Genomic DNA, 12188 nt, shown 5'->3' on the forward strand with positions numbered 1-12188 from the left:
GGGTTTGAACATGAAGCGTTGGGTGGACCTAAGGGGATTCGAACCCCTGACCTCCTCGATGCGAACGAGGCGCGCTACCAACTGCGCCATAGGCCCGTGAACTCAGTCAGAATATCACGCGTTCAGCCGGTCGCACGACGAGCGAGCAGCTCGCGCACGTGCGCCTCGATCTCCGCGTCGTCGATGACCCCCATGCGCGCGTACGGCGACTCCTCACCCGCGGCGGCCGGTGACACCGGAAGCGTCGCCGGGGCCGGCGGAGCCAGTTCCTCGGCGCGACGACGCGGCTCGGCGCGCCTCGCGGCACGACGACGCTCGTCCTGGGCATCCGCGGTCGCCTGCGCGGTCTGCGCGCGCGATCCTGCCATCGTCACCATTGGCTGCGGCAGCGGCCGCGGGGTCCAGGACGCCGGACCCTGATCGTGCAGCGGCGGAGACACACGGGCGACGGGAGCCTGCACCGCGGCGGGCCGCGCACGACGGGCGGCGCTGCGCGCCACACTTGCCATGCGCGCGAGCAGAGTGATGCCGATGAGCGTCAGCAGCAGGCCGCCGATCGCCGGCATCCATCCCCCGACGGCGACAGCGTTCCAGACGCCGAAGCCGAGCGCGCCGACGCCCACCACCGACATCGCCGTCGCGGTGAGACGCACCCGGCGGCGGGCACGCGCCTGTCGGATCGCCGGATCCTGGCGCGTGGCGGCCAGCTCCCGCCGCAGTTGCTCGAGGCGCGCATGCTCCTGCTCGGCCTGCACCCGCTTCGCGAGTCGCTGCTGCGCGTGCGCAGTGCGGGTCGTCAGCTCCAGCCTCACCTCATCGGGCGTCTCGCTGGTCTCGGCGAGCACGCGCAGCGCCTGGTTCAGGCGCACCGCGTTGCGCTCAGCGGAGTAGTACTGGTGCCGTCCGCGCCAGCTGGGCAGGAAGTACAGCGCCCACAGCAGCACCGCGACCAGGACGATCACGCCCCCACTCAGCACCGGCCCATCCATAGAGACCACGGTAGGCGACCGCATCCGCCGCGCTGACACTTTCGGTCGCGTGTCGTCGCGACTTGCTCACCCCTGGCGGAGGTCGGACGGCGGAACGATCGCCGCATCCTCCGGCGCCTCCCCCGCCACCCAGCGGGCGAGCACTCCGCGGGGCACATCCTCGCGCGTCAGCGCGAAGGCGTAATGGTCGCGCCAATCGCCGTCGATGTGGATGTAGCGCCGCCGCAGACCCTCGTAGCGGAAGCCCAGCTTCTGCACGACCCGCAGGCTCGCGTGGTTCTCGGGGCGGATGCAGATCTCCATCCGGTGCAGTCCGTACTGTTCGAACGCGGCGTCGGTCGCCAGGGCGACGGCCGTGGGCGTGATCGCGCGCCCGGCGAAGCGCTCACTGACCCAGTAGCCGATCGTCGCCGAAGCCAGCGATCCACGCGCGACGCCCCATACGTTGAGCTGCCCGGCGGTCTCGCCGTCGTACTCCATCACGAAGGGGTACCCGCCGCCGTCGCGGTACTGCTGCAGCAGACGGCGGATGCTGACGCGCATGTCGAAGGTCGCGACACCCCCGGGGATCGTCGCCTCCCACGGCTGCAGCCAGGAGCGGTTGGACAGCAGCTCCTTCTGCAGCACCCTGGCGTCGCGGGCGCGCACCAGTCGCAGTCCCACCGGACCGTGCTGCAGCGGCGCCAGGGCTTCGAACTGCATGATCATCCCGATGCCTACAGTCGAGCCGCGAACTCGCGCAGCCACGGGCGCAGCTCATCGCCGAGATCTTCGCGCTCGACGGCGAGCTGCACGATGGCCTTGATGTAGTCCACCCGGTCGCCGGTGTCGTAGCGGCGCCCCCCGAAAACCACACCCACGACTCCCGGGCCGTCGGGTTCGGAGGCGAGCTCCTGCAGTGCGTCGGTCAGCTGGATCTCGCCGCCCTTTCCCGGGCCGGTGCGCTCGAGCACGTCGAACACCGCCGGCGGGAGCACATAGCGACCGATCACCGCGAGGTTGGAGGGAGCGGCATCGGCGGTGGGCTTCTCTACGAGTCCGGTGACCGTCACGACACCATCGTGCTCGGTCGGCTCCACGGCCGCCGCGCCGTACAGATGGATCTGCTCCGGCGCGACCTCCATGAGGGCGATGACGGCGGCACCGGTGCGCTCGTGCACCGCGATCATGTCGCTCAGCAGCGTCTCGCGGTCGTCGATGAGGTCATCGCCCAGCAGCACGGCGAACGCGCTGTCACCGACGTGGGTGCGCGCGCGCAGCACGGCGTGCCCCAGCCCCTTGGGCTCACCCTGGCGGACGAAGTGGATGTCGGCGATGTCGCTGGACTTCATCACGCGCTCGAGCCGACCGTGGTCGCCCTTCTGCTGGAGCCGGCCCTCCAACTCGGGCACCGAGTCGAAATGGTCGGAGATCGCGTTCTTGTTGCGCCCGATGATCACCAGGATGTCGTGGATGCCGGCGCCGACCGCCTCCTCCACGACGTACTGGATCGCGGGCTTGTCGACTACCGGCAGCATCTCCTTCGGCATCGCCTTGGTGGCCGGCAGGAACCGTGTTCCCAGCCCGGCGGCGGGGATGACCGCCTTGATCTTCGTCATGCGCCACAGCATAGTCGCGCGCGACCTCGCCGCCGCGTCGACCCGACCGGTCACCGCCCACTCGCCCCACCGTATGCTCGATGCCATGTCGACCGATATCGAACAGCAGAAGAGAGCATTGCGCGCCGAGCTTCGGGAACGTCGTCAGCTGCTCTCCGAAGCGCAGCGCGACGAGGCGGCCGTCGGCCTGGCCGCCCAGTTGGATGCGCTGGTCGCCGCGCATGGCGCCCACTCGGTCTCGTGCTTCCTCTCCACGATGACCGAACCCGAGACGCGCCTCTTCCTCCGCGGGGCGATCGACCGCGGCATCCGGGTGCTCTTGCCCATCACCCGAGCCGACGGCCTGCTCGACTGGGCCGTCGCCGACGATGCCGACGACGTGGCCGAAGGGCTGTTCGGCCTTCCCGAGCCCACCGGCGAGGTGCTCGGGCCGATCGCGGTGAACGACGTCGACCTCATGATCATCCCGGCGGCGGCCGTCGACCGTGACGGAACGCGACTCGGCTGGGGGCGGGGATACTTCGACAAGACCATCGGCTCGATGGAGAGATGTCCCCCTGTCTACGCGGTCATCTATGATTCGGAGGTACTCGATTCACTGCCGCGCGAGATCCACGACCAGCCGGTGGACGGCATCGTCACGCCGTCGCAGACCATCAGGCTCTCGACCGCGCGCAACTGACAGGGAGCCCCATGCCCACCTATGCCTACGCGTGCACCGCGTGCGATCACCGTTTCGACGCCGTGCAGAGCTTCTCCGACGACGCCCTCACCATCTGCCCCGAATGCGGCGGATCGCTGCGCAAGCAGTACGGATCCATCGGGATCACCTTCAACGGCGCCGGGTTCTACCGCACCGACTCGCGCGGAAATGGCGGTGCCGCGAAGAAGGATCAGGCATCATCGAAGACGGATTCTTCGGCGAGCTCCACTCCGGCGCCCGCGAAGACCCCGGCCTCTTCCTGAGGCCGTCACTATCCAGGGGGTTGCCATGATTCAGGGTTTCAAGGAGTTCATCACCAAGGGCAATGTGATCGACCTCGCGGTCGCGGTCGTCATCGGGGGTGCCTTCACCGCCATCGTCAACGCGGTCGTCTCTTCGATCATCAACCCGCTCGTCGAGCTGTTCTTCCAGGCCGACGAGGCCGGCAAGGTCGGCATTCAGCTGACGGGCATCTACGGCCAGGTGGTCACCTTCCCGGTCGGTGAGCTGATCTCGGCCGTCATCAGCTTCCTCGCCGTGGCGCTGGTGGTCTATTTCGTGTTCGTCGTGCCGATGAACAAGTACAAGGAGCGCCAGGCCGCGAAGAACCCCGCGGTCGAGGAAGAGACCCTGCCGACCGAGCAGGAGCTGCTCATCGAGATCCGCGACTCGCTGCGCCGGAGCAGCGCAGACTGACGCACAAGTCACGAAGGCGCCCTCCCCGCTCGTCGGGGAGGGCGCCTTTCTCATGCACGCGGGCGCGCGTCCATAGTGTCCGTGCGGGTCAGTAGTGCGGCGGCACCTCGCGCAGCATCCGATCATCGTTCGGACCGCGGCCCTCCTTCGGGTCCCGCTTCCGCTCGTCTCGGACGTGCGGCTCGGCTGTCGTCCCCTCGACGGGTGTCAGCTTCGCGCGACGCGCACCGGCGACGCGCACGATGCGCTGCCGCTCGCCGTCAGCCATCCTGATCGCGCGGATCGTCGAGATCGAGCGGCTGCGTGTCGTGCTCGGCGCGCACCGCGTCCTCGTCGATCCCGAGAACCGTGCCGATGCGCCGGGCGACCGTCGCCGGATCGCTGTACAGGTCGAAGGCGTGCACGCGCACGTAGTGCCAGCCGAGGCGGCGCAGCACCTGTGGACGCAGCCGCAGGCTCTCGCGCAGCGACTCGCCCCGCGACTCCGGATCGGACTCGATGACCACGGCACGGCCGTCATGCTGCGCGACCAGCGGAAGCAGCCCGCGGTAGTCGACGTCGACCGACGCGCCCAGCCGCCGCAGTTCGCGCGCGAGGGCGAGTGTGAGCGGGTCGGCGAGGTCTTCCAGCCGGGCATCGCGGGCGCGCGCGGCCAGCCCGCCCAGGATCGACATCAGCGTGGATGCGCCGTGTTCGAGGCGGCCCTGGTCGAAGGCCGACGGGCGGATGCACGAGACGATCACCATGGAGCGCCGTGCACGCGTCATGCCGACGGTGAGCAGACGCTCGCCGTCCTCCTGCGACAGGTCTCCGAAGTCGCTCAGTACACGGCCGTGCTTGGTGAGGCCGTAGCCGAGCGAGAAGATGACGCGGTCGCGACTCTCGGCGACCGACTCCTCGAGGGTGAGTACGGCGAACGGCTCAGCGGTGTCGCGGCCGACGAAGTCGGCGACGTCGGAGCGGCCGGCGAACGCGGATGCCACGGCAGCGCGCACGCGCTCGGCGTGACGACGGCTGGCGGTGACGACCATCAGCGTCTCGGTCGGGCGGTGCACGGCGTGCTCGACGACCAGCGTGACGACGCGCGCCACCTCGGCCTCGGGACTCTCGACGGCACCGGATACGGGGTCGGGCGCCCCCACTCCCCCTTCGACGTAGTCGACCGTGAGGCTGCCGCGACCCAGGTACGAACCCGCCCACGGCAGCGACACGATGTCACCACCGTAGAAGGCGTCGTTGATGAGCTCGGCGAGATCCTCGCCACCGGCGCGATAGCTGCGCGTGAGGGTCACCACCGGGAAGAGGTCGGCGAGCCGCTCGAAGGCCGACACGTTGTCGAAGTCGACCTCGGGCTCCCACCCGGCATCGGGCAGCGTCGCGACCGAGAACGGTGTCGGTCGCTGGGTGACGGGGTCACCGAAGGCCACGATCTGCCGCGCACGACGGATGGCCGGTGCGGCCTCGGCGAGGTTCACGGCCGCAGCGTCGACCAACAGCACGGCATCGAACTCGACCGAATCCGGGATCGCGGGCACCTCGTAGGGTGAGGCGATCCAGACCGGCGCGAGCACGCGGACCAGGTCGGGAGCGGCCGACACGATCTCGGCCGTGGTCGCCTCACCGCTCTTCAGCGCCTGACGCAGATTCGCGGCCTGCTCGGGCTCGTCGACCATGGCGATGCGCCACTGGTTCGCGAGGTTCCATGCCAGCAGCGGGCCGGCCATCGCCGTGTGCGCCTCGTCCACCAGGCGGAAGTCACGCTCGAGACGGTCGACGACCGCGGTGTTCGCGCCCAGCAGGGACCGGTCGTCCTGCAGGGCGCGCTCGAGCAGCGACTGCCACCAGCAGAACTCCAGCTCGTCGGCCACCCGATCCTCGGGCACGTGGCGCACCGAGAGGTCTGCCAGCAGCGGGCGCAGTCCCATCGCGGTCAGCGCATCGCGGATCTCGGTGCGCTCGACGAGGTTGTCGAACACCGCGGAACGCGCTGCGAGCCCCGAGAGCGTGCGCACCAGACGCGCCACCGGCAGCGCGGTCAACGGCTCTTTGCGCCCCAGCGCCGCATCCAGCTCGGCCAGCTCAGCCGAGACCCGCTGCCAGGCGACATGCACGTCGGAGAGTCCGAGCGGCACCTGCGGCGCCACGCCCGCGTCGACGTAACGCTGCCACTGGGTGCGCTGATGCTGGATGCGCAGCAGCGCCTCGTGCATCTCGGTCACGTGCGCGCCCGGCCGCACGTACTCGCGGGCCAGCTTCTTCAGGCGTCGCCGGTTCGCCGCTGACATGCCCGGCGAGTCGCGTCGCGATCCGTGCGCCTGGATGAGCTCGCCGAGCGGCCTCTCGAAGACGGTGGGGCTGAACTTGTCGAGCGAGTCGCGGATGCCGTGCAGCAGATGCACGTACTCGCCGAGCTCGTCGATCGTCGAGAACGGCCGCATGCTGGTCTGCGCGATCAGCTCGTACCCGCGCTCGAGAAGGGCGGGCACGGCGGTGCTGTGCAGCCGCCCGGCGAGCGCATGCGCGTGCTGCGCGGCCTCGGCGCTGTCGAAGCTCACGCCGTACCACGGGGAGTCGTCAGGGCCGAAGCGGAACTCGCCCAGACGCGCGGCGCGCGTGAGCGCCTGGGCCGCGTCACTGCGGTCGCCGACCAGCTTCTCGAGAGTCTCCATCGACAGCCGTGCGCCGGTCGACGGCGGCACCGGGCGCAGCGCGAGACGCGTCAGCTCGCGCGTCGCATCGAGCACGGATGCCCCCGTGCGCCCCACCGGCCCGGTCAGCGCCGAGCGGTAGTCGCGCAGCACTGCGCGCAAGCGCACCAGCGCCTCGTCGACCTCGGTGGCCTTGGGCTGCGTGGCCTTCTCACTGCGGCTGATCGCCTTGATGAGGTCCCGTCGTGACGAGGACGGCGAGACAGCGAGTCCGTCGAGCCCGATGCCCGCCAGCCGATGGGTCACGCCGTCGAGCGTGGAGCGTCGGGCCGACACCACCAGGACACGCCTGCCGGCCCGGACGAACGCGCCCAGCGCGTTGATCACCGTCTGGGTGCCGCCGGTGCCAGGAAGGGTCGCGACGACGAGGGAGTGCCCGGCGGCGATGCGCGCCAGCACGTCCTCCTGCTCGGCGTCGGCGTCGACGAGCAGACTCTCGGATGCCGGTGCGCGGTCGTCCGGACCGGTGACCGTCGGCACCTCCCTCGGCGCGGCCACCCGCTCGCGGTCGTCGCTGTGGCCGCCGAGGGCGTTGAGCACCGGATGGTCGAGATCGACCATGTCGCGCACCATGGCGCCGGCGACATCGGCGAACGTCGAGACGATCAGACGGGGATGCACCGCGAACGTGTCGATCGATTGCGTCAGTGCCCGCAGTCGGTCGATGACGGGCTGGGGTTTGAAGATGCCGCCGTCGTAGGCGAGCGCGGCCAGGCCCGTCGGGTCGAGGTCGAGCCCGAAATGCTCGCGGGCGACACGCACGAGCTCGGGATTCACCTCGAACGCACCCTGCAGCTTGAGTTCGTAGTCCGCGTGATGCCGGCGGATGGCCAGCGGACGCAGCAGCACGGGCGCGGCGAAGTCGGCCCCGCCGACGCGCCAGCGTGCGATGCCGACCGCCAAGCGCACGGTGTCGATGCCGCGGACAGCGCGCAGCTCGGTGTTCCGCGCCGTGATGCGCTCGGCAGCCAGGCGGGCCGTGCGCAGGCCGACCTCGTCGCGGAACAGGTTCGACAGCAGCGTCGAGCGGCCGGTGATGAACTGCGGCAGGCTGCCCGGGTGCGCCGTGGAGATGTCGATCCCGGCATCCGGCGCCTCAACGAAGGTCACCAGCGGGGATGCACCGCCGAGATCGGCCGCCTGGGCACGAAGGCCAGTGCGCGTCGCCTCGGCGGCGTGGGCGATGTCGACACCCGTCGAGGAGTCGCTCAGATCGCCGAGCTTCACCGTGGATTCTGCCCCCGCGGCCTCGGCGCTCTTGGAATCACGTCGCCACACATCGCCCAGCCTAAGCGGCGCGGGCCCCGCATCCGGTATCCCTGGCCGATTCACGGCGATTCGTGGCCGCGCACGCGACTTGTCCTGCACAACCTGCGGTTTCGACGAGTTGTCCACTGCGGCCGCGATCGCGGCATCCCACGATCGTCTTCGGCGGCAGGATGGGCTCATGACCTTCCGTTACGACTTCGCTCCGACCCCCTTCGGCGATGGACTCGCGGTGTTCTCGGATGCCGGCATCGTCTCCTTCGATCTCTCCGAGGCCGACGATCCGCATGCGCCATGGCTGCTCGAGCGCGTCTCCCGTCAGCTCAGCGCGGTGCCCGAGCTCGACGCCGGCGCCGCCGATGAGCTGGCGCATCTGCTCGATGAGTACTTCAACGGCGAGCCCGTCGACTTCGCTCGGCGGCTGCGACTGGACTGGCGCCTGGCCGAGGGGTTCACCCGGTCGGCGCTGCGGGCGGTGTGCGATATCCCCTGGGGCGAGACGATGAGCTACGGCGAGGTGGCCGTCGTCGCCGGCAGCCCGGGGGCGGCGCGTGCCGTGGGCACCGCCTGCCGGCTGACCCCGTTCTCGGTGATCGTCCCTGTGCATCGGGTGATCCGCTCCGACGGCACGCCCGGCCACTACGGCGCCCATCCCGAGCGCAAGCGCTTCCTGCTCGACCTCGAGCGCGAAGCCCGCTCGGGGTCGTGAACGCAGCGGACCCCGGCGTGTAGGCCGCCGGGGTCCGCTGGATCGGAGCGCACACCTGCGAGCGCGTGCTCAGTGCGCAGCAGGTGTCAGTGCTCCGGCAGGTGTCAGTGCTCCACCGCCTTCTCCGCTCCGAAGCCGGTGAGCGAACGCACCTCCATCTCTGCGGCGAGCGCCTTCGACTCCGCGGTGCGGGCGGTGACGGTGCCGAGCCAGCCGAGGAAGAACCCGAGTGGGATCGAGATGATCCCGGGGTTGCTCAGCGGGAAGATCGCGATGTCGATACCGGGGATCATCGAGGTCTCGGAACCCGAGAACACCGGCGAGATCACGATCAGGCCGATCGCGCCGATCAGACCGCCGTACATGCTCCACACCGCACCACGCGTGTTGAACCGACGCCAGAACAGCGAGTAGAGGATCGTCGGCAGGTTGGCGGATGCCGCGACGGCGAACGCCAGCGCCACGAGGAAGGCGATGTTCTGCCCCTGTGCTCCGATGCCGCCGACGATCGCCAGGACCCCGATCACGAGGACCGTGCGTCGGGCGACCTTGACCTCGCCGTTCGGCGCGGCAGTGGACTTGCCGTCCTTGTCGCGCTTGATCACGTTGGCGTAGATGTCGTGGGCGAACGATGCCGCCGCCGTGATCGTCAGTCCGGCGACGACGGCGAGTATGGTCGCGAACGCCACGGCCGAGATGAAGCCCATCAGCACGGGACCGCCCAGTGCCTGCGCGAGCAGCGGGGCCGCGGAGTTCACCCCGCCGGGCGCCTCGAGGATGTTCTCGGGTCCGACCAGCGCGCCGGCGCCGTAGCCCAGCACCAGGGTCAGCAGGTAGAACAGGCCGATCAGCCAGATCGCCCACACCACCGAGCGCCGTGCCTCCTTCGCCGTCGGCACCGTGTAGAACCGCATCAGCACGTGCGGCAGACCGGCCGTGCCGAGCACCAGTGCCATGCCCAGTGAGATGAAGTCGATCGGGTTGGCCCCGTACTTCAGCCCCGGGCCGAGCACCTTCTCGCCCGCAGGCGATTCCGCCACGGCGGCTTCGAGCAGAGTGTTCAGGCTGAACCCGTTGAGGGCCAGCACCCAGATCGTCATCGCGACGGCGCCGGCGATCAGCAGGCCGGCCTTGACGATCTGCACCCAGGTGGTGCCCTTCATGCCGCCCACCAGCACGTAGACGATCATGAGCACGCCGACCACGGCGATGACGATCGACTGCCCGACCCTGCTGTCGATGCCGAGCAGCAGCGAGACCAGCCCGCCCGCGCCGGACATCTGGGCGAGCAGGTAGAAGAAGCACACCGCGAGCGTCGTGATCGCGGCGGCCATCCGCACCGGACGCTGCTTCAACCGGAACGCGAGCACATCGGCCATCGTGAACTTGCCGGTGTTGCGCATCAGCTCGGCGACCAGCAGCAGAGCGACCAGCCAGGCCACGAGGAAACCGATCGAGTACAGGAAGCCGTCGTACCCGTTCACGGCGATCGCACCGCAGATGCCGAGGAACGACGCCGCCGACAGATAGTCGCCGGCGATGGCGAAGCCGTTCTGGGTGCCGCTGAACGAGCGTCCGGCAGCGTAGTAGTCGGCCGCGGTCTTGTTGTTGCGGCTGGCACGGATCACGATGAACAGCGTCACGGCGACGAAGGCCGCGAAGATCGCGATGTTCAGGACGGGGTCGTTCTGCGACGCCTCCGCCGCGATGACCGTCGGGTTCATGCCGTCACCTGCGCCTTCTCGAGGTCTTCACGGATCTCTGTCGCGATCGGGTCGAGCCTCCTGTTCGCGAAGGAGACGTAGGCCATCGTGATCGCGAATGTCGTCACGAACTGTCCGAGGCCGAAAAGCAGGCCGACGGTGATATCACCCCACACGCGCTGGCTCATGAAATCGACGGCGAACGCCGCCAACAGCACATATGCGAAGTACCAGATGAGGAAGAATGCGGCGAGCGGAAAGATGAAAGAGCGCTGCGTGCGCTTCAGAGTGCGGAACCGCTCGGATTCCTCGACCGCGATGTAGTCGATACCACCGCCGGATTCTTCATTGGTCAGATCTGTCATGGGGCCTCCTCGCCGCATGTCGGATACCGCACGGCGGCGCCGTGCGAGTGGTAGGGTCGACGCTACGAAACGGCTGGACGCGGTCGTCACCCCCGAAAGTTGGTACTGGTGTGAGAGCGACTGCGCAGACGGGACCCGTCGAGGAGCTCATCGCTGAGGGTGTCCGCGAGCTCGCGCAGCGCACCCACTTCCCCGTCGCGTTCGGCGGCCTCTTCGACCATGGCTCGGTGACCGTCACGAGCATCATCGGCAACCGCACCCGCAGCCTGGACGGGCTGAGCGTGCGTCCGGAGCGCGGACTGGGCGGCCGGGCGATGATCGAGTTGCGGCCGCGGATGACCAACGACTACCGCACGTCACAGCAGATCACCCACGACTATGACGTCTATGTGCTGGGCGAAGGCTTGCGCACGCTGCTCGCCGTGCCCATCATCGTCGGCGGACGCTCCCGTGGCGTGCTCTACGCGGGCGCGTGGGAGCAGTCTCAGATCGGCGGGGTGACCACGGCGCCGGCGATGGGCGTGGCGCAGCGGATCAGCGCCGAACTGCGTGTCCGCGACGAGGTCGATCGTCGCGTTCGCGAGCTCGCCCCGTCACCGGCGATGGATGCCACGCAGCGGGAGGATCTTCGCGAGAGCTTCGCCGAGCTGCGCAGCATCGCCGCCATGGTCGCCGATGACCGCCTGCGCACGCGGATCGAGGCGGTCGAGCGCCGCCTGCTCGGTCTCGCCGAGCCGCAGGGCGCCCCACCGACCGCACCGCTGCAGACCGTGCACCTCTCGCCACGCGAGCTGGACGTGCTGGCCTGCGCGGCGATGGGGGCGACGAACGCCGAGATCGCCGCTGATCTGGGTCTGCGCGAGGGAACGGTGAAGGCCTATCTGAGCGCTGCGATGTCGAAGCTCGATGCGTCGACCCGCCATGCTGCTGTGGCGCGCGCCCGCCGCCTCGGACTTCTGCCCTGAGATTCCTCTGTGGCACACGCGAATCGGTATTGCGCGCACGAATTCACGGGTCGGAAATGCGTGTTATTGATTGCTCTGCGGTTATTTTGCGAATAGCGTGTCCTGCATGGCTAGAAGAATTGTGCATCAGCTGGTTGACGATATCGACGGAACGCTTCTCGAGGTCGGCGAAGGCGAGACCGTTCATTTCTCGGTGAATGGCGTCGCGTACGAGATCGACCTGACGAACGCGCACGCCGAGGAACTGCGCGAGGCGCTCGCGCCGTACATCACGGCGGGTCGCCGCACGGCGGCATCCGGCTCCCGCACGAGTGCGCCGCGCAAGCGCGCCGCTCGCAATTCCGATTCGTCGGCCATTCGCGCGTGGGCGAAGGAGCAGGGTCTCGACGTGTCCGAGCGCGGGCGAATCTCGGCGGAGGTCCTCGAGGCGTACAACGCCGCGCACTGACACCGGGTGATGGCCGGGACCCAGCGGGGCCCCGGCCA

The 12188-nt window shown here is 69.2% G+C and carries 13 protein-coding genes and 1 tRNA gene; 6 read left to right on the top strand and 8 right to left on the bottom strand.

Annotated elements, in window-relative coordinates:
• Positions 1-23: 23 nt before the first annotated feature.
• The 4 genes from WDU99_RS11345 to galU form a co-directional block, all read right to left on the bottom strand.
• Positions 24-96: transfer RNA gene (locus tag WDU99_RS11345), tRNA-Ala, on the bottom strand.
• A gap of 26 nt (positions 97-122) precedes the next feature.
• Entirely contained in the window at positions 123-989 is an 867-nt protein-coding gene (locus WDU99_RS11350; RefSeq protein WP_337332579.1) for a hypothetical protein, read from the bottom strand.
• A gap of 66 nt (positions 990-1055) precedes the next feature.
• The gene (locus WDU99_RS11355; protein WP_337332580.1) at positions 1056-1697 is read right to left on the bottom strand and encodes a GNAT family N-acetyltransferase; all 642 of its coding nucleotides are present in this window, start codon (positions 1695-1697) and stop codon (positions 1056-1058) included.
• Positions 1698-1705: 8 nt separating this feature from the next.
• Positions 1706-2587 carry a UTP--glucose-1-phosphate uridylyltransferase GalU gene (gene galU, locus WDU99_RS11360; protein WP_337332581.1) on the bottom strand — a complete coding sequence of 294 codons (882 nt, stop codon included), beginning with the start codon at positions 2585-2587 and terminating at the stop codon, positions 1706-1708.
• A gap of 85 nt (positions 2588-2672) precedes the next feature.
• On the opposite strand from galU, the gene WDU99_RS11365 reads away from it, so the two are divergent.
• The 3 genes from WDU99_RS11365 to mscL are packed head-to-tail and all read left to right on the top strand — an operon-like array spanning position 2673 to position 3986.
• Entirely contained in the window at positions 2673-3269 is a 597-nt protein-coding gene (locus WDU99_RS11365; RefSeq protein WP_337332699.1) for a 5-formyltetrahydrofolate cyclo-ligase, read from the top strand.
• A gap of 11 nt (positions 3270-3280) precedes the next feature.
• Positions 3281-3553 (top strand): FmdB family zinc ribbon protein, encoded by a 273-nt coding sequence (locus WDU99_RS11370; RefSeq protein ID WP_337332582.1) that lies wholly within the window; start codon positions 3281-3283, stop codon positions 3551-3553.
• A 25-nt stretch (positions 3554-3578) separates the two neighbouring features.
• Positions 3579-3986, top strand: a complete 408-nt coding sequence (gene mscL, locus WDU99_RS11375) for a large conductance mechanosensitive channel protein MscL (protein WP_337332583.1) — start codon at positions 3579-3581, stop codon at positions 3984-3986.
• An 88-nt stretch (positions 3987-4074) separates the two neighbouring features.
• Here the strand turns inward: mscL and WDU99_RS11380 are convergent, their stop codons facing one another.
• Together WDU99_RS11380 and WDU99_RS11385 are read right to left on the bottom strand one after the other, a co-directional pair.
• The gene (locus WDU99_RS11380; protein ID WP_337332584.1) at positions 4075-4254 is read right to left on the bottom strand and encodes a hypothetical protein; all 180 of its coding nucleotides are present in this window, start codon (positions 4252-4254) and stop codon (positions 4075-4077) included.
• Positions 4247-7981, bottom strand: coding sequence for an AAA family ATPase (locus tag WDU99_RS11385; RefSeq protein WP_420064010.1), 3735 nt, complete (start codon positions 7979-7981; stop codon positions 4247-4249). The genes WDU99_RS11380 and WDU99_RS11385 overlap by 8 nt, the downstream gene beginning before the upstream one ends.
• A gap of 160 nt (positions 7982-8141) precedes the next feature.
• Here WDU99_RS11385 and WDU99_RS11390 point away from each other — a divergent pair, with 160 nt between their 5' ends.
• Positions 8142-8669, top strand: coding sequence for a methylated-DNA--[protein]-cysteine S-methyltransferase (locus tag WDU99_RS11390; protein ID WP_337332585.1), 528 nt, complete (start codon positions 8142-8144; stop codon positions 8667-8669).
• A gap of 104 nt (positions 8670-8773) precedes the next feature.
• On the opposite strand, the gene WDU99_RS11395 is transcribed toward WDU99_RS11390, so the two are convergent.
• Positions 8774-10393, bottom strand: a complete 1620-nt coding sequence (locus WDU99_RS11395) for a solute symporter family protein (RefSeq protein WP_337332586.1) — start codon at positions 10391-10393, stop codon at positions 8774-8776.
• A complete protein-coding gene (locus WDU99_RS11400; RefSeq protein ID WP_337332587.1) occupies positions 10390-10737 on the bottom strand; it encodes a DUF485 domain-containing protein in 348 nt (115 codons plus the stop codon). The genes WDU99_RS11395 and WDU99_RS11400 overlap by 4 nt, the downstream gene beginning before the upstream one ends.
• Before the next feature lie 110 nt (positions 10738-10847).
• Between WDU99_RS11400 and WDU99_RS11405 the strand changes: the two genes are divergently transcribed.
• Both WDU99_RS11405 and WDU99_RS11410 read left to right on the top strand, forming a co-directional pair.
• The gene (locus WDU99_RS11405) at positions 10848-11702 is read left to right on the top strand and encodes a LuxR C-terminal-related transcriptional regulator (RefSeq protein WP_337332588.1); all 855 of its coding nucleotides are present in this window, start codon (positions 10848-10850) and stop codon (positions 11700-11702) included.
• A gap of 106 nt (positions 11703-11808) precedes the next feature.
• Positions 11809-12150 (top strand): histone-like nucleoid-structuring protein Lsr2, encoded by a 342-nt coding sequence (locus WDU99_RS11410; RefSeq protein ID WP_337332589.1) that lies wholly within the window; start codon positions 11809-11811, stop codon positions 12148-12150.
• Positions 12151-12188 lie beyond the last annotated feature (38 nt).

Origin of the sequence: Microbacterium bandirmense, from assembly GCF_037204185.1 — a bacterium.
Taxonomy (GTDB): domain Bacteria; phylum Actinomycetota; class Actinomycetes; order Actinomycetales; family Microbacteriaceae; genus Microbacterium; species Microbacterium bandirmense.